We start from the raw sequence: 16,698 nt of genomic DNA on the forward strand, positions 1-16,698 counted from the left end.
TATGCACATATTACCAGAAAGGCGCAACGGTAAATGGCTGGCATCATCTCCGCACGGCAGGTTCTAACGCCCTCTGGATGGCTTGCCGACCATGCCATTCACCTCGACGAGCTTGGCACTATCGCGGAAATATCCCCGCGCGGTTTCGATCCCGCCACCGCTGTCGGAACTGCCCTGCCCGGCCTCGCCAACATCCACACACACAGCTTTCAGCGCGCCATGGCGGGGCTAGCCGAAGCGCGGGGCCCGCAGGGGGCAGACGATTTCTGGACCTGGCGGAAAGTGATGTACCGGTTTCTGGATATATTGACGCCGGACCACATCGAATCCGTCGCCGCACTCGTGCAGATGGAAATGGCACAGGCGGGCTATTCCGCATCGGCCGAATTCCATTACGTGCACCACCAGGTCGGCGGCGAAAAGTTCGACGACATCGCCGAATTGTCCAACGCCATCTTTGCGGCGAGCCAGACCAGTGGCATCGGCCTCACCCACCTGCCGGTGCTCTATTCTTATGGCGGGTTGGACAGGCGTTCGCTGAATGGTGGTCAGTTGCGGTTCGGCAATAGCGTCGATCAGTTCGAGGCGCTGTATACGCGGATCGCTGACAACAGCCGCAGTCTTCCGGAAGACTTCCGCCTTGGCGTTGCGCCGCATTCGCTCCGGGCGGTCGATCGGGACGGGATCGAGGCATGCCTGGCGCTCTGCCCTGAAGGGCCCATCCATATACATGCCGCTGAGCAAATCAGGGAAGTTGAAGAGGTAGAGGGCCATCTGGGCGCGCGTCCTGTTCGCTGGCTGATCGACAATATGCCGGTGGACGAGCGCTGGTGCCTGATCCATGCAACTCATCTCGATGCAAACGAGGTTAAGGCCCTTGCCGCTTCGGGCGCGGTGGCGGGCCTTTGTCCGACCACCGAGGCGAACCTTGGCGACGGGATTTTCGCAGCCCGTGACTATTTTGCGGCTGGCGGGCGCTACGGCATCGGTTCGGATTCCAACATTCGCCTGTCGCTTGCGGAAGAACTGCGCATGCTCGAAGTTTCGCAGCGACTGAAGCACCGCCAGCGCGCGGTGCTGACCGATGACGCGACCCGGTCCAACGGGCGCTATCTTTACGAGCGGGCGGCTCGCGGCGGTGCGCAGGCAATCGGACGGAAAGCAGGCACTATCGAAATCGGGATGCGGGCCGACATCGTCGGCCTGCGCGATGATCTGCCCTTCCTCGACTGGCCGCAACCGGACCAGCGGCTCGATGCGTGGATTTTCGGCGTGGAAGCACACGCCGTTAGCGACCTTTGGTCCGCGGGCCGCCATATCGTACAAGGCGGTGAGCATATTCGCGCTGCCGACATCCGTGCGCGCTTCGCCCGCACTATCCGGGAACTGGGCGCCGCCCTGTGAATGCACAAACCCACCGCGGCATTCGCGAAGCCATTCGTGCCCGCATCGTGGCGGGCGAATGGAAACTGGGTGAACTGATCCCGGGCGAGGTCGATTTCGCCGAGCAGTATGGCTGTTCGCGGACCACGGTGAATCGCGCTCTTCAGGCCCTGGCCGAAGAAGGCATCGTGGAACGTAAGCGCAAGGGCGGCACCCGCGTACGCCCACTGCCCCTCCCCCAGGCGCAGGTCCGCATTCCGCTGGTGCGCGAACAGGTTGAAGACATGGGACGAACCTACAGCTGCGAGATCGTAAAGCGCCGGACGATCCGGCCACCCGTCCCAATTTCGCTTAACCTTCAGATCGCGGAAGACAGATCGGCAGCCTATCTGGAGACACTGCATCTTGCGGATGGGCAGCCTTTCGCTTTCGAAACACGCTGGGTAAACCTTGCTACGGTACCCGATTTCGAAACTGCCGACTTCGGCACGCTGAGCGCAAACGAATGGTTGGTTCGCAAAGTCCCCTTCACGCGCGGCGAGGTAGAACTGTCGGCGATATCGGCTGAAGCGAGAACAGCGCAAATGCTGAGTATCGGGCGCGGAGAGGCGCTTTTCACCATGCGCCGAACGACGTGGCTCGGCGAACGCTCTGTCACGACCATGGCGTTGCACTATACTCCCGGATATCGGCTGAATTTCACGATCTAGGTCGAAACGAACGGGCTAAGGTCCCAACCGCTTCAGATCGTGCCTTGTGTCGATATCGGCAATGGAGCCGGGATCGTCGGTTGGAACACGGATAACACCGCTTTGGCCGGCAAGAACGGCGCGAGCGCCCTGATCGCCCTTAAGACTTTCGATCAGAGGAAATAGCTCGCTGGACAAAGCCACCGGGTGCCCCGGGATACCTTTACACTCGGGATACGCTGCCGGGGCGCCGCCAACTACCTCTGTCAGCACACGATCGGCCAGTCCGGGATCGAGATCGGGCATGTCGCCCAGGAAGATCGCTACCGCGCGCGTGTCCTGTGGCAGCGTTCGCAGCCCGTATGTCAGCGACGCCGACAACCCTTCTTCCCAATGCCTGCAGCGAACCAGAGAAAGACGGCGATCGGCGAACGGTGCCAAGGCTGCCGCGACGTCATCGGCCTGCGCTCCAAGAACAACCGTTACGCTGGTTACACGGGATGAAAGGGCTGCTGTGACGGACCAGTGGATAAGCGGGCGTCCACGAAAAGGGGCAAGCAGTTTCCCGCCTCCGAATCGACTACCCGTCCCCGCGGCGAGGACGATGGCATGGCACCCGGTCGCTTCAGGCAGCGACATGCGGTTTGCGCGATGGAGCAACGACACGGCGTGTGTCCCCGCGGCAGGCGTCAACTATTTCGGCGACGACCGACAGTGCCACCTCCCATGGAGACGACGCCCCGATGTTCAGACCAATGGGAGCCGAAAGCCGTGCGATCGCTCGCTGATCCAACCCGGCAGACCGAAGGCCGGCAAGGCGTTGGTCCAGCTTACGACGCGAGCCGAGCACTCCGACATAGCCTGCAGGCGATTGCAGGGCTGGGATCAAAGCGCTTTCATCCTGTTCGAGATCGTGCGTCGCTACGGCGACGGCCGTCCAGCGGTCGGGCGCCGGATCGTTCATAGCCTCTGCAAGGGTCCGCCGATCATAGGATACGCCAATGGGCGGATGGGCTTGCGGTCCGAAGGGAGCGAGAATGGATACGTCCCAGCCGACTGTCTGGCCGAGCCCCGCAATCGCCAGCGCAAAGGGATCGGAGCCGATGACCACCAGCCTCTGACACGGAAAGTAATGACGGACAATCAGGGCGGGCGCGGTGTCGTCGCCATGGCCCAGCGCAATGCATTTTCGCAGCCGTCCATCGCTGATCCAGACAGCAGGTCGTCGCGCAGATGTAAGCGATCGCAGATCGGCAAGCGCCGCATCGGTCGGCGACACCCGCTCGATGATCACTTCGATACTGCCGCCACACGGCAGGCGGATGTCAATCAGCGGACTTCCGGTCCCATAGACGATAGTGCGGGGTTGCCCGTCATCGATTACCTCGCGCGCATTCAGCGCCACGTCGTCTTCGATGCAGCCACCCGACAGAAAGCCCCAGCTTTCTCGCGCGGTGACGACCATCTGTGCACCAACTGGCCGCGGGCCGCCATCGGCCTTCACGATGGTGGCCAGGGCAAAGGCTTCGCCCCGATCTGCCACCTCGAACATACGCGGCCGGACATCGTCTTCGAGCCCGCTCATCAGCCAGGCAGAGTCTTCAGCCATCCTTGCGATCTACATCCCGTCTGATGCGATCACGCAAGCGCCGGTAACCGGTCGAGATATTTATCGACCGTAATCGGGTATTCCCGCACCCGCACACCGGTGGCGTTGTAGACGGCATTGGCAACCGCCGCATTGGGACCGCAAATACCAAGTTCGCCCACACCCTTCGCCTTCATCGGGGAAACGATGGGATCCAGCGTGTCGAGGAATATGCATTCCTGATGAGGAATGTCCGCATGAACCGGCACTTCGTAACCGGCCAGATCATGATTGGCGAAAAAGCCGAACCTTTTGTCGACATGCAGGTCTTCCATCAGTGTCGCGCCCGCTGCCATGACCATTCCGCCGATGACCTGACTGCGCGCAGACAGCGGGTTCAGGATGCGCCCGGCATCGCAAACGGCCAGCATGCGCGTGATGTGCACTTCGCCGGTAAAGGCATCGACGCGCACTTCGGCGAAATGGGCGGCATAGGTGCCCACGTCGTAATCCGATTTAAAATCGCCATAGGTCATTTCGCCATCGGCACTGAGTGCCCCGGCTTCGGTGATCTGCCAGCCCTGTCCATCCAGCGTCGCGCGGCCTCCTTGGAAATCCGCCGCATCACCATCGAAATCAAGCTTTTCGCCAATCATCCGGCGTAGGTTGACGCAGGCTGCGTAAACGCCCGCCGTCGAACTCGCCGCGCCCCATTGGCCGCCGGAGCCCGACGAGACGGGGAAGTTCGAGTCACCCAGCTCAACCGTTACGCTATCGAGCGGGAGGCCCATGGTTTCGGCGGCGGTCTGCGCAATGATGGTGTAGGATCCGGTGCCGATATCGGTCATGTCGGTTTCGACCTTGAGCTTGCCGTCCGCGGACAGGCTGACACGCGCAGCCGATTTGGCCGTCGGACCCGCACGGTATCCGGCAGCCACGCCCATGCCGGTCAGCCAGCGACCGTTGCGCGCCTGGCCCGGCTGCGCCTTGCGTTTGGACCAACCGAAGCGTTCGGCCCCTTCCTTCAGACAGCGGGCGAGATGGCGATCCGATATCTTGGTTTCGGGGTCGCCCGGAACGACACCGCGTGCATCGTTGAGGATACGCAGCTCCACAGGATCGATCCCCGCCTGTTCGGCCAGTTCGTCCATCGCGACCTCGAGTGCCATATGACCCGGCGCTTCGCCCGGCGCGCGCATGGCATTGCCTTCGGGAAGATCGATCTGCGAGACATAGGAAGCGGTCAGCCGGTTGGCTCCGGTATAGAGCTTGGGCGTTTGCAGCGTGCCATGCTCGCCATCCTCGCCGGTGATATTTGCCGACCAGCATTCATGCGCGATGGCGGTGATCCTGCCATCTGATCCCGCCCCCAGGCGTACGCGCTGGATGGTGGCCGGGCGATGGGTCGAATTGTTGAACATCAGCGGACGCTGCATCGCGATCTTGACCGGGCGCTTTGCGGCCTTGGCCCCCAGCGCGGCCATCACCGCGTCGGCGCGGATGAACAGTTTCCCGCCGAAACCACCGCCGACATATGGCGAATCGACCCGCACATTGTCCGCCTCGATACCAAGGATCGATGCCAGCGCCCTTTTGCCCCAGTTGATCATCTGGTTCGACGTCCACACCGTCAGCTTGTCGCCTTCCCAGGCAGCTATGGTGGCAAACGGTTCCATCATCGCATGCGCTTCGTCAGGCGTGGTGTAAGTGGCATCGATTTTCACGGCCGCACCGTCGAAAGCCCCATCGAAATCGCCCAGGGTGTCCTTCATCGATTCGCCGCTGAAGCCGGTGCCGATTTTGGCCGCGCTTTTGACGCGGGCAAGATCGTGGACGCCATCGGCGGCATCGTATTGCGTACGGATCAGACTGGCGGCGGCTCTGGCCTGTTCGAACGTCTCGGCCACCACGACGGCGATCGCCTGATGGTAATGGGCGATGTCGCGGCCGCCAAAGAGCGGTGCATGATTGTAGGGGCTGGTCCCAACCGGCTCATGTTCGGTCGCCGCAACGATCGCGATGACCCCGGGCGCCCGGCGGGCATCGGCCAGCTCCATCGACCGGATCCGGCCCTTGGCAATCGCCGCGCCGACGATCCAGCCATAGGCCTGACCAGCGGCGACGTCGTGCCGCTCGGCCGCATAGGGCGCGGCGCCCGACACCTTGAGCGGCCCGTCGATACGCGGAGTGGACTTGCCGACCAGCTTGGCGCGGTCGAACAGGTTCTCAGTCGCAGGAGCGTTAAATTCCATCTGATCAGCCTCTCGCGTCTGCAAGGATGCCCGCAAGTGCCCGTTCGGCGAGCGGGATCTTGAACTTGTTCTGTTCGGTCGGACGGGCATCGGCAAAAGCCTTGGCCACCACAGCCGATGCGCCTTGCTGAAGCAGCGCGTCCGCTGCCTCCACACGCCACGGCTTGGGCGCTACACCGCCGAAAGCAACGCGTCCTGTGCCGTCAGCCTGTATGACCGCCGCCACAGACACCAGCGCAAAGGCGTATGACCGACGATCGCGGACTTTCTGGTAGAAATGCTGTCCGCCCAGCGGCTCCGGCAGAACCACGGCCGTGATGAGTTCGCCGGGCTCAAGCACCGTTTCGGTCTGAGGGGTGTCGCCCCAGAGGCGATGGAAATCGGCAATCGGTATCGCCCGCGCCGTCCCGTCTGGTTTCACGGTTTCGACCACTGCGTCGAGCACCCGCAGCGCCACGGCCATGTCTCCGGGGTAAGTGGCAATGCAGGCATCAGAAATGCCGATGACACCCAACTGCCGCGAAAAACCGCCTAGCGCGGCGCAGCCATCGCCCGGCTTGCGCTTGTTGCAGGGCATGTTGGTGTCGTAGAAATATGCACAGCGGGTCCGCTGCAACAGGTTTCCGCCGGTGGTGGCCTTGTTGCGCAACTGTCCCGACGCGCCTGCCTGGATCGCCCGCGTCAGCACGGCGTAATCCCGCCGCACGACAGGATGGGCAGACAGGGCAGTATTGGAAACAAGCGCGCCGATCCGCAACCCGCCTTCCGGCGTTTCCTCGATCGCATCGAAGCCCAGGTCCTGTACATCGACGAGATGAGTGGGCGTCTCCACCTCGATCTTCATCAGATCGAGCAGATTGGTGCCGCCGGCGATGAATTTGGCACCCTGTGTTTCTGCAACCGTCTTTGCCGCGTCTGCCGCCGTTTTCGCCCGTTCGTAAGTAAAGCTGCGCATGATCAGGCTCCCGCCACTTCGGCCATCGCCTCGGCGATGTTGGAATAGGCGCCGCAGCGACAGATATTGCCGCTCATCCGTTCGCGCATCTCCACATTGCTCGGCTGCATTGCCCCATCGAGATCTTCGGTGACATGGCTCGGTATGCCTTTGCGGATTTCATCCAATACAGCGACCGCCGAACAGATCTGCCCCGGAGTGCAATAGCCACACTGATAGCCATCATGCTTCACGAATGCGGCCTGCATCGGGTGGAGCTTGTCGGCAGAGCCGAGCCCTTCGATCGTTGTCACCTCGTCACCCTCGTGCTGTACCGCCAGGCTGAGACACGAATTGATCCGCTCGCCATTCACGATCACCGTGCAGGCGCCGCACTGGCCATGATCGCACCCCTTCTTCGTGCCGGTTAGCTGCAAATGCTCACGCAAGGCGTCCAGAAGCGTTGTCCGCGTATCGAGGTCGAGCTGGCGATCTTCGCCGTTCACGGTAAATTTGAGGGGCACGGTAGCCTCAACGGCAGAAGCCCCGGAATTTTCCTGCGCAAATGCGATCGACGCTCGGCTGGCCGCTGCCGAAGCCACTCCCCCTGCCAGAACGCCCCTGCGAGAGACCTTGAGAAATCCGTCCTGAGCCATGGGCGCCTCCTGTTTTCCTGCCTTGCCATCACTATGGCAGCAAAGCTCCCGATACCAAAATGCTGATTTGCGACCATGCCGTGACTGCTTGGATGCCGACGTGGGTGCTTTTGACTTCGCCAGCAGCGGAGCAGTCGCCCGGCGAATTTGTGCAACGAGCACCTTGCTCGCTACAACGTAGAGCTTCAGAACCGAAACGCGCGACTATGCATGCTTCGATCGGTGACGAGGCGCGCTACGCTTGTCAGAGAGACGGCGGCACCGTGGCATGCAGTAGCGATCACTTGCATCGGGTCGCCGCCCGTCTCACGGGCCAACGGTGGCGGCGCATCGGCAGTCTCCACCGCAGTTTCATCATGTCCGGGGACACGAAGGCGTTCTATCACGGCTTCCAACTTTGCCGAAGCTTCCAAAGCGCAAGCTGGCGATCGCTTCACGCCGGCGCTATCCAGTTCGCGCACCGCAAGCGCGATTTCATGAACCCAATAGCTGGTAAGGACGAGCTGGCGCGTTATCCCGTCCCGCTGGCCGCTGGCGCGCGCCCCCGGAAAAATACGCAATGGCTCGATCACGTCCCGCATGTTCGAAACCTTCGCCTCGAAATCATGCAGTGCGGCAGTCAGCTGCAACCGGTCAATCGGGCCATCCGGTAGTGATGTTTCCAGCACAGCACGGGTTGTATCAAGAAGATCGTTCAATTGCTCACGGGCATAGGCATCTGTGCTCTTCGGCAGCACGAACGCTGCGACGATGATCCCGGCAGTTGCACCGATCGCCGTTTCTTCAAGCCTCAGCACCATCAATGCGTCGGTGAAGCGCCCCGTTGCCAGAAACAGCAAGGCAACGGTCACCGTGATCCAGAAAGCCATCCAGGTATACGATTGAGTGAAGGCGTAAAAAACGCCGAAAATCGCGAGCGGCATCAGCGCCAGAGCGACATGAATGTTACCCTGCAGGGCCCAGACAACGCCCATTGCCACCAAAATGCCTGCCAAGGTTCCGAATGTGCGTTGGAGGGACTTGGCCAGCGCTTGGCCGCGCGAAAATGTGCCTGTGAACATAACGAACACGGTTATGACCGCCCAATACCAGCGTTCGGGCGAGAGCATCACCCCGCCCAGGATAGCGAGCGCTGCAGCCGCCGCCGATTGAATAGCGGAACGAAATTGCGCTCGCACTGGCGCGGCCGGTGGCACTTTTCGCGACCTCGCGGCGTCGAGATCAGGCGGTAGCAGCAGCGCTTGCTCGAGCCTGTCTATCCCAGAGCCAATCGAGGCAAGATCACCGTTGTGCGAGAGTGGCGTGTAATCGATCAGCGCTTTCGAAAGGCTCTCCAGTTCGCGCTTGTCGACATTCGGCATGCCGACCCGTTCCAGCTGGTCCTGAAGCTGTAATGCAAAACGCTCTGCCAGAGCCAGGATGGATAGAAGGGCTTCGGCAAGCGGCCGGTGAGCAAGCCGCCCGCCCGGAAGATTGTCCAACTCGTTTTCGGCAATGTTCACCGCATTGGCAACCTGGGCCAATTCCCACTTCAAGTGAGGAACTTTCTGCGTTTCACCGAAGCGTGCAGCCGCTTCCAGCATTCCCCCCATGCGCATCCGTATCGAGCTGACTGCCCAACGCATACGCCGCCAGGGCCTGTGCGGCACGACCAGTTGATGTACGATCAATGCGCAAACTGCGCCGATTACCACTCCGACCCACTGCCAGTGGAGCATCTGCGTGTCGGGTTTGAGAAACGCACCGAAGAAATAGCTGACATTCGCGGCAAGCCCGACCGGGATCCAGGGGCCGCCAAATTGACGTGCATATGCCACTGCTCCGATCAGCAGCACGAAAACGAAATGATTTATCCAACTCGTATGTAGCAGAGCCGAAAGCGTAAACATCGCACCAGCTGATGCGGACAAGGCGAGTATCTTGCCAATCCGCGCCCGCGTCTCGTCGTCGCTTATCGCCGCGCAGCTGAAAACCGTGACGGGAAAGGCAATGAGAAACGCCGTGATGGGTGCTCCAAACGCCCCACCGGCCAAAACGGTCACTGCCATCGTCAACACAAAGGCGAACATGGCACGCGCACCGCGGGCAGTCCGCAGCAGCCCGGGATCGGCACGTACCAACATCCTCCGGGCGCCGGGAGGCAAGGCATTTACGAACAAGGTGAGGAGGGTTGGCACTGCCTTGCCGATACAGCAATTGCGGATGGGTGCGACAGTGTAATGCTGGGTCAAGCAAACACCTGCCGCTATTGCTCAAATGTTCTCGGCGGTCATGAATGGGGCCGCCAGGGACATGGCAGGATTTCAGTCAACAATGAAAGTGGTGCCGCTTAGGTGACTCGAACACCTGACCCCATCATTACGAATGATGTGCTCTACCAACTGAGCTAAAGCGGCACTTTCGCACTGCTGCGAGAAGTGGAGGCCCGAGCCGGAATCGAACCGGCGTGCAAGGATTTGCAGTCCTCTGCGTAACCACTCCGCCATCGGGCCTCGCCCGGCCTCTCGGCACGGGAAGCGGCGCACTAGCGATTCTCGCACCCAAAGGCAATCACCACATGACACCTTACGTAACGTCAGTCTTTACGCGTGGCCGGTTAGCGGCAATGTGATCGACCATGAGCATTGCCAATCTTCTCGATCCGATCACAGCCCAAGGCGGGCAAACACGCTTTTCCGGTCTCGACCAGTGGATGCAGGGCCGGACGCTTTATGGCGGTGCATCGGCGCTTGTCGCCTATACTGCAGCCACCCGCGCTTTTCCCGATCTGCCACCCCTTCGCGCCGCACAGGTCGCCTTCGTGGCGCCGACTGGATCAGATATCGAGGTCAGACGCGAAATCGTGCGGCAGGGGCGCAATGTGACGCAGGTGCGCAGCGAACTGTGGTGCGAAGGCCAGTGTGCGCTGAGCGCTTTCTGGCTGTTTGGCACCCTGCGCGAGGCGAATGCAGTCCATCCCGCCTCACCGATCGAGGAATGGCCCGGGCCGCCCGAAGATGCGGAGGATGCCATGAATGGGAAGGGGCCGGCCTTCATCACCAATAATTTCGAGATTCGCCGCGCCCAGGATGTGCGGGGCCCGGGCGCGCCGATCGTGCGGCGGTGGGCGCGCCTGACCGATCGCGACGCGCTCGATCCGATATCGCAGCTCATATTGATGGGCGATGTGCTTCCGCCAGGCGCGATGCGAGTCATGAAACGACAAGGTCCGCTCAGTTCGATCAACTGGTCATTCAACCTGCTCGACACCAATCCGACCACGCGGGATGGTTGGTTCCTGTCGGAAAATGCCAGCCAGCACGCCGATCACGGCTATTCTTCCGAGCGGCTTCGCCTCTGGAATGCCGATGGCCATCAAGTGCTGGACGGTATGCAGAGCGCCGCGATCTTCGGGTAAATGGGGGAGATCGAGCGGGCGCCGAGCCCTCTCTGTTCCGGCTAGAGACAGATTTCCCGCTCCAGCACGATAGCCCTGCAGAATGCCTCATCATGGCTGACGCACAGAATGGCTCCGTCATAATCGCGTAAGGCCTTTTCGAGCAATTCGATCGCGTCGATATCAAGGTGGTTGGTCGGTTCGTCGAGGATCAGCAATTGCGGCGGATCCGGCCGCGCGAACAGACAGGCCAGAGCCAGCCGCACCTTCTCCCCGCCGGACAGCGCACCTGCCAGCCGGTCGGCCCAGTGGCCCCGAAAGCCGAACCGGGCCAGCACAGCATGCGCCTCCTGCCGATCCAGCGCCGGGTTGTGCCGTCGCATCGCGGCAATCAGCGTTTCATCATCACCCAGCAATGCCAGGTGCTGGTCGAGCACGGCGATACGATCCCGGTCCGCTTCGATCTGCCCGGTGACGGGTTCGGCTGCACCGGTCAGCAGGCGGATGAGGCTGGTCTTTCCGGATCCGTTCGCCCCGACGAGCGCGATACGCTCGGGGCCGCGGATATGGATGTCGAGCGGGCCGAACAGGCGGCGCGGGCCGAAATCGCATGCCACACCCGAAGCATCGACGAGCACATGGCGCGAGGACAGCCCGCAGGAGCCAAGCTCGATATGCACGGGCACCACGCGCTCGACCCGCGATTGCGCATCGCGCAGCGCCTCCTGCGTTGTGCGGGCCAAATCCTCCCCGACAGCCAGCGTGCGGGCGCCAGTCTTCTCCGCCCGCTGCTGCTGGGCATGGAGATGCATTTTGGGTTCCGCCTTGCGCGCGGCGACGGCGCGGCCGCGCTTGTCGCGGCGAACCTGCTTTTCCAGTTCACGCTGCTGGGTGCGCTGCGCCGCCTTGTGATCCGCCTTTGCCGTCTCGAGCGCGTCGATCGCACGAGCGCGCTCCGCATCGCGATAATCGCAAAATGCCGACCAGGCACCGCCGAACACCGTGGCCCCGGTCGTGGACAGGTCGACGATGCGGTTGACGTTTTCCAGCAGTTCGCGGTCGTGGCTGGCGCACAGGATCGCCCCATGCCACCCCGTCAACAGCCGGATAATGGCATTGCGCCCGTCGCGGTCGAGATTGTTGGTCGGTTCGTCGAGCAGCAGGATAGTGGGTTCGGGAACCAGCAGCGCGGCCAGCTTCAACCGCATCCGCTCTCCGCCGCTGAAACCCGCATAGGGGCGGGTCCAGTCGATTGTGGGGAGATCGACCTGCGCCAGCGCCGCTTCCAGTCGTGCCGACAGGGTCCAGTCGGCACGATCGATATCGTCGTCGCGCGCCCTGCCCTCCTCTATCCGCCGCAGCCGTGCCAGGTCTTCTGTAGCACCCAGCACATCTGCGACGATGCGATCCCCTGCAATGCTTTCCTGCCGCAGAAAGCCGACGGCGCCATTGCATAGGATGGAGCCGGAGTACGATCCGTCACCCGCGATCGCGCGCAGCAGCGTGGTCTTGCCCGATCCATTCCTACCGAACAGACCGACGGCTTCGCGACCGACGGTCAGCGATAGGGCTGGGAAAAGCGGAGTACCGTCGGGAGTCGCGACGGACACGGAATCGAGAACGAGATTGGGCATGGATCACCGGAGCAGAGAATTGTCAGAAAGGACGAATTTTCGCTCAGATGTTCATCGATGCCTTGCTCCTGTCAGTTCGGCCATACCGGGCCGCGCTCGCAATTTGGCGACGGATGTCGCAAAGTGCAAGCGGCCAGCGCCTCAGTCGGCGAAGCGCGGCGGGCGCTTTTCCATTTCCGCCATGACCGCCTCGACCTGATTGGGCGTGCGCATGATGCCATCCTGTTCGCGGCTTTCCGCCAGAAGGATGGCATCTTCGCCTTCTTCCTGCATGACCTTGAACAGGCGCTTGGAGCCGCGGATGGCATCGGGGTTCTTGTTGGCGATGGTTTCCGCCAGCGCGGTGGCCCTGGCCAGAGGATCTTCGTCGATCATGGTGGCGAAGCCCAGGCCGAGAGCCTCTTCGCCAGAGAATTCGCGGTTGGTATAGGTCAGCTCGCGAAGGATGTCGTCACGCACCAGGCCCCGCCACAGGGCATAGCCGCCCATGTCGGGGACGAGGCCCCATTTCATTTCCATAACCGCCATGCGCGTTGCCGGATGGACCACGCGGATGTCGGCGCCGCTGGCGATCTGGAGGCCGCCGCCGAAGCAGACGCCGTGGACGGCGGCGATGACGGGGACGGGGCATTTGCGCCAGGTCATCGCGGCTTCCTGCGCGCGGTTGGCATTGCCGTGCGTGCGGTCGACGAGCTTTGCCTGCGGGTTCGAGCCGCCGGCCGCCATGCTGGACAGATCGAGCCCGGCGCAGAAGGCGCGGCCTTCGCCCGATAGGACTGCCACCCGCAAACCCTTCATTTCGCGCAGGGCCTGGCCTGCTTCCAGCACGGCTTCGAACTGCGCGCCATCAAGCGCATTCATCTTGTCGCCGCGAGTGAAGCGGACCTGTGCCACGCCATTATCGGCGAGATCGATCGAAACGCGATCCTGGAAATTCATGCCTAAATCCTCTCTCCCGGCGCCGACGGTTCGCCGCCTACATGTCAATCATACGTTTGATCAGCCGTGTTCGGCGAGAAAACGCTTCACGTTTCGGGCAGCCTGTCTGATGCGCTGTTCGTTTTCGACCATGGCGATGCGTACGAAGCCTTCGCCTTCTTCGCCATAACCCACACCTGCCGCGACCGCGACGCCGGCATGTTCGAGCAACTGCTTGGAAAACTCCAGGCTGCCGACATTATGGAAGGCTTCCGGGATCGGTGCCCAGGCGAACATGCTGGCGGGCGGTGAGGGAATATCCCATCCGGCGCGGCCGAAGCTTTCGACCATCACATCGCGGCGATGCTGATAGCGCGCCCGGTTTTCTTCCACCACGTCCTGCGGCCCGTTGAGCGCGGCGCAGGCGGCCGCCTGGATCGGAGTGAAGGCCCCGTAATCGAGATAGCTTTTCACCCGCGTCAGCGCCGAGATCAGTTCCTGATTGCCGACCGCGAAACCCATCCGCCAGCCGGCCATCGAATAGGTCTTGGACATGGAGGTGAATTCGACCGCCACGTCCTTGGCGCCGGGCACCTCGAGGATCGAGCGGGTGGGCTTCCCGTCGTAATAGAGTTCGGAATAGGCGAGGTCCGAGAGAACCCAGACCTTGTTCTCTTTCGCCCAAGCGACCAGCCTTTCGTAAAAGGCGAGATCGACCGTTTCCGCCGTGGGATTGCTGGGATAGTTCACCACCAGCACCGTCGGGCGCGGGACGGTATAGGCCATCGCGTTGTCGAGCGCCTTCCAGTAATGTTCGTCCGGCGTGGTCGGCACGCTGCGGATGGTGGCCCCGGCAATGATGAAGCCGAAGGTATGGATCGGATAGCTGGGGCTTGGCGCCAGCACCACATCGCCCGGCGCGGTGATGGCAGTCGCCATGGACGACAGGCCTTCCTTCGATCCCATCGTCACCACGACTTCGCGTTCGGGATCGAGATCCACATTGAAGCGGCGACCGTAGTAATTCGCCTGAGCCTTGCGCAGGCCCGGTATGCCTTTCGACTGGGAGTAGCCGTGCGCGCTGGGCTTGGCCGCGACTTCACACAATTTGTCGATCACATGCTGGGGCGGCGGGCGGTCCGGATTGCCCATGCCGAGATCGATAATATCCTTGCCCGAGCGCCGCGCCGCATGCCGCATCGCGTTCACTTCGGCGATGACATAAGGTGGCAGGCGCTTGATGCGGTAGAATTCGTCGGACATTCGAGCTCTTTCGGGCGTTGGTTGAGTCACACTGATTACCTATTCACCATGCAGGTGCAAACGCCGCAGGTGCAAGCAGACGCGTAATATCCTATTGCTGCCCAAACAGGCGCTTGAAACGCCAGAGGAGCGAGAATGACCGACGACGGCCCCGATCCCTTCACCAACATGTTCGAAGCACCCGCGAAATTCGCGCGCACGATGTTCGCGCCCTTCGCGGAGGCGAGTTCCGGAACGCCGCTGAGCGCGGAGGACATGCGCGAGTGGACCGCCGTCGGCGCAAAGCTGCAGGGGATGTGGCTGGAATACCAGACCGAGCAGCTGACCAATCCGCAGGCGCTGGCCGCCTATATTGACCCGACCCGCTGGATGAAGCTGGCGCAGGACTGGTACCGCCAGATGCCGATCGCCAACCCTGCGCAGCAACAGGCGCTGATGCAGGAAGGCATGGCGATGTGGCAGCAGGTGCTGGGACAGTACGGCCTTGGTGCGGATGGCCAGCCCGAAGCGAAGGGCGAGCCCGACCTGCCGCGCACGGACCGGCGCTTTGCCGATCCGCGCTGGCGTGCCCATCCCGCCTATGCGCTGATCCACCAGACCTATCTGTTCCTGGCCGAACGCGTGGCCGACATGGTCGACAAGATGGAGGGCCTGTCGGAAGACAAGCGCGAACAGCTGCGCTTCACCACCCGCACGATCACCGAAGCGGCAAGCCCGGCGAACTTTCCGTTGCTGAACCCGGTAGTGATGGAGCGCACGCTGGAGACGCGCGGCGAGAATCTGGTGAAAGGCATGGAGCATCTGCTGGCCGATCTGCGCCGTGGGCAATTGTCCCATACCGATGCCAGCGCCTTCAAGCTGGGCGAGAATATCGCCGTAACGCCCGGCAAGGTCGTTCACGAAACGCCGATGTACCAGTTGATCCAGTATTCCCCGACGACCGAAACGGTGCTGGACGTGCCGCTGGTGATCTTCCCGCCCTGGATCAACCGTTTCTATATCCTGGACCTCAACGCCAAGAAGAGCTTCGTGCGCTGGGCGGTGGAACAGGGCATCACGGTGTTCATGGTCAGCTGGAAATCGGCCGATGCCAGCATGAAGAACGTGATCTGGGACGATTACGTGCGCGCCCAGATGGACGCCATCGACCACATCCGCGAGCGGCTGGACGTGAAGAACGTGCACGCCATCGGATATTGCGTGTCCGGCACCACGCTGGCGGCGACGCTGGCACTGCTGCATCGCCGCGGCGAGCAGGACAAGGTGAAGAGCGCGACGTTCTTCACTGCACAGGTCGATTTCGAAAAGGCGGGCGAACTGCTGAATTTCGTCGACGACAACCAGCTGGGCATGGTCAAGGCGATGAGCGCCGACGGCTATCTGGACGGTCGTTATATGGCCGCGACCTTCAACATGCTGCGCGGCACCGATCTGATCTGGAATTACGTGGTCAGCAATTACCTGCTGGGCGAGGATTATCCCGCCTTCGACCTGCTGCACTGGAACGGCGATGTGACCAATCTGCCCGCCAAATGGCATCAGCAATATCTGACCGACCTTTACCGCGACAACAAGCTGGTCGAGGCGGACGCGCTGAGCGTGGACGGCACGCCGGTCGATATCGGGCTGGTGAAAACACCGACCTATGTCCAGGCCGGCAAGGAAGACCATATCGCCCCTGCCGAAAGCGTCTGGCGGATCAACGATCATTTCAGCGGACCGCTGAAGTTCGTCCTGGCAGGTTCGGGCCATATCGCGGGCGTGGTCAATCCGCCCGATGCGAAGAAATACCAGTACTGGACCAATGACGGATCGCCGCGCACGCTGGCAGAGTTCCGCGAGGGCGCCGAAGAACATCCCGGAAGCTGGTGGCCCGACTGGATCGACTGGCTGCGTCAGCAGGACGATGCGACCGTCCCCGCAAAGGGCAAGCGCAAGCCCGGCGGCAAGGGCGACACGGTCATCGAAGATGCGCCGGGACGGTATGTTTCGACACGCTAAGTAG

13 protein-coding genes and 2 tRNA genes are annotated in these 16,698 nt (G+C 62.1%); 4 read left to right on the top strand and 11 right to left on the bottom strand.

What is annotated here, in order from left to right:
- Positions 1-33: 33 nt before the first annotated feature.
- Both ACIGGE_RS01175 and ACIGGE_RS01180 read left to right on the top strand, forming a co-directional pair.
- Positions 34-1,404 carry a formimidoylglutamate deiminase gene (locus ACIGGE_RS01175; protein WP_397489173.1) on the top strand — a complete coding sequence of 457 codons (1,371 nt, stop codon included), beginning with the start codon at positions 34-36 and terminating at the stop codon, positions 1,402-1,404.
- Positions 1,401-2,093 (top strand): GntR family transcriptional regulator, encoded by a 693-nt coding sequence (locus tag ACIGGE_RS01180; protein WP_397489174.1) that lies wholly within the window; start codon positions 1,401-1,403, stop codon positions 2,091-2,093. Before ACIGGE_RS01175 ends, ACIGGE_RS01180 begins: the two co-directional genes overlap by 4 nt.
- A 15-nt stretch (positions 2,094-2,108) precedes the next feature.
- Here the strand turns inward: ACIGGE_RS01180 and ACIGGE_RS01185 are convergent, their stop codons facing one another.
- The 8 genes from ACIGGE_RS01185 to ACIGGE_RS01220 form a co-directional block, all read right to left on the bottom strand.
- A complete protein-coding gene (locus ACIGGE_RS01185; RefSeq protein ID WP_397489175.1) occupies positions 2,109-2,711 on the bottom strand; it encodes an NTP transferase domain-containing protein in 603 nt (200 codons plus the stop codon).
- Entirely contained in the window at positions 2,698-3,681 is a 984-nt protein-coding gene (locus ACIGGE_RS01190) for an XdhC family protein (protein WP_397489176.1), read from the bottom strand. Before ACIGGE_RS01190 ends, ACIGGE_RS01185 begins: the two co-directional genes overlap by 14 nt.
- A 29-nt stretch (positions 3,682-3,710) precedes the next feature.
- Positions 3,711-5,912 carry an aldehyde oxidoreductase molybdenum-binding subunit PaoC gene (gene paoC / locus ACIGGE_RS01195; RefSeq protein WP_397489177.1) on the bottom strand — a complete coding sequence of 734 codons (2,202 nt, stop codon included), beginning with the start codon at positions 5,910-5,912 and terminating at the stop codon, positions 3,711-3,713.
- Positions 5,913-5,916: 4 nt separating this feature from the next.
- Complete coding sequence (locus ACIGGE_RS01200; protein ID WP_397489178.1) at positions 5,917-6,867, bottom strand: FAD binding domain-containing protein; 951 nt, start codon at positions 6,865-6,867, stop codon at positions 5,917-5,919.
- Positions 6,868-6,869: 2 nt separating this feature from the next.
- Complete coding sequence (gene paoA, locus ACIGGE_RS01205; RefSeq protein WP_397489179.1) at positions 6,870-7,502, bottom strand: aldehyde dehydrogenase iron-sulfur subunit PaoA; 633 nt, start codon at positions 7,500-7,502, stop codon at positions 6,870-6,872.
- 185 nt (positions 7,503-7,687) lie between these two features.
- Positions 7,688-9,733, bottom strand: a complete 2,046-nt coding sequence (locus ACIGGE_RS01210) for an FUSC family protein (protein ID WP_397489180.1) — start codon at positions 9,731-9,733, stop codon at positions 7,688-7,690.
- Positions 9,734-9,822: 89 nt separating this feature from the next.
- A tRNA-Thr gene (locus tag ACIGGE_RS01215) sits at positions 9,823-9,898 on the bottom strand.
- Positions 9,899-9,920: 22 nt separating this feature from the next.
- Positions 9,921-9,994 (bottom strand) — tRNA-Cys (locus ACIGGE_RS01220).
- A 125-nt stretch (positions 9,995-10,119) separates the two neighbouring features.
- Here ACIGGE_RS01220 and ACIGGE_RS01225 point away from each other — a divergent pair.
- Positions 10,120-10,899 (top strand): acyl-CoA thioesterase, encoded by a 780-nt coding sequence (locus ACIGGE_RS01225; RefSeq protein ID WP_397489181.1) that lies wholly within the window; start codon positions 10,120-10,122, stop codon positions 10,897-10,899.
- A 41-nt stretch (positions 10,900-10,940) separates the two neighbouring features.
- On the opposite strand, the gene ACIGGE_RS01230 is transcribed toward ACIGGE_RS01225, so the two are convergent.
- The 3 genes from ACIGGE_RS01230 to ACIGGE_RS01240 all read right to left on the bottom strand — a co-directional run bounded on the left by ACIGGE_RS01230 (position 10,941) and on the right by ACIGGE_RS01240 (position 14,693).
- Complete coding sequence (locus tag ACIGGE_RS01230; RefSeq protein ID WP_397489182.1) at positions 10,941-12,512, bottom strand: ABC-F family ATP-binding cassette domain-containing protein; 1,572 nt, start codon at positions 12,510-12,512, stop codon at positions 10,941-10,943.
- A gap of 141 nt (positions 12,513-12,653) precedes the next feature.
- Positions 12,654-13,451 carry a crotonase/enoyl-CoA hydratase family protein gene (locus ACIGGE_RS01235; RefSeq protein WP_397489183.1) on the bottom strand — a complete coding sequence of 266 codons (798 nt, stop codon included), beginning with the start codon at positions 13,449-13,451 and terminating at the stop codon, positions 12,654-12,656.
- A 60-nt stretch (positions 13,452-13,511) separates the two neighbouring features.
- Entirely contained in the window at positions 13,512-14,693 is a 1,182-nt protein-coding gene (locus tag ACIGGE_RS01240; RefSeq protein ID WP_103022252.1) for an LL-diaminopimelate aminotransferase, read from the bottom strand.
- Positions 14,694-14,828: 135 nt separating this feature from the next.
- Here ACIGGE_RS01240 and ACIGGE_RS01245 point away from each other — a divergent pair, with 135 nt between their 5' ends.
- Positions 14,829-16,694 (top strand): PHA/PHB synthase family protein, encoded by a 1,866-nt coding sequence (locus tag ACIGGE_RS01245; protein WP_397489184.1) that lies wholly within the window; start codon positions 14,829-14,831, stop codon positions 16,692-16,694.
- Positions 16,695-16,698 lie beyond the last annotated feature (4 nt).

This window comes from Qipengyuania sp. NPDC077410 (genome assembly GCF_044543405.1).
GTDB lineage: Bacteria > Pseudomonadota > Alphaproteobacteria > Sphingomonadales > Sphingomonadaceae > Qipengyuania > Qipengyuania pacifica.

Excerpts from the sequence above, each read along its gene's own strand:
- ACIGGE_RS01175 (WP_397489173.1), top strand. The coding sequence starts at position 34 with ATGGCTGGCATCATCTCCGCACGGCAGGTTCTAACGCCCTCTGGATGG.
- ACIGGE_RS01185 (WP_397489175.1), bottom strand. The coding sequence starts at position 2,711 with ATGTCGCTGCCTGAAGCGACCGGGTGCCATGCCATCGTCCTCGCCGCG.
- ACIGGE_RS01190 (WP_397489176.1), bottom strand. The coding sequence starts at position 3,681 with ATGGCTGAAGACTCTGCCTGGCTGATGAGCGGGCTCGAAGACGATGTC.
- paoC (WP_397489177.1), bottom strand. The coding sequence starts at position 5,912 with ATGGAATTTAACGCTCCTGCGACTGAGAACCTGTTCGACCGCGCCAAG.
- ACIGGE_RS01200 (WP_397489178.1), bottom strand. The coding sequence starts at position 6,867 with ATGCGCAGCTTTACTTACGAACGGGCGAAAACGGCGGCAGACGCGGCA.
- paoA (WP_397489179.1), bottom strand. The coding sequence starts at position 7,502 with ATGGCTCAGGACGGATTTCTCAAGGTCTCTCGCAGGGGCGTTCTGGCA.
- ACIGGE_RS01225 (WP_397489181.1), top strand. The coding sequence starts at position 10,120 with ATGAGCATTGCCAATCTTCTCGATCCGATCACAGCCCAAGGCGGGCAA.
- ACIGGE_RS01230 (WP_397489182.1), bottom strand. The coding sequence starts at position 12,512 with ATGCCCAATCTCGTTCTCGATTCCGTGTCCGTCGCGACTCCCGACGGT.
- ACIGGE_RS01235 (WP_397489183.1), bottom strand. The coding sequence starts at position 13,451 with ATGAATTTCCAGGATCGCGTTTCGATCGATCTCGCCGATAATGGCGTG.
- ACIGGE_RS01240 (WP_103022252.1), bottom strand. The coding sequence starts at position 14,693 with ATGTCCGACGAATTCTACCGCATCAAGCGCCTGCCACCTTATGTCATC.
- ACIGGE_RS01245 (WP_397489184.1), top strand. The coding sequence starts at position 14,829 with ATGACCGACGACGGCCCCGATCCCTTCACCAACATGTTCGAAGCACCC.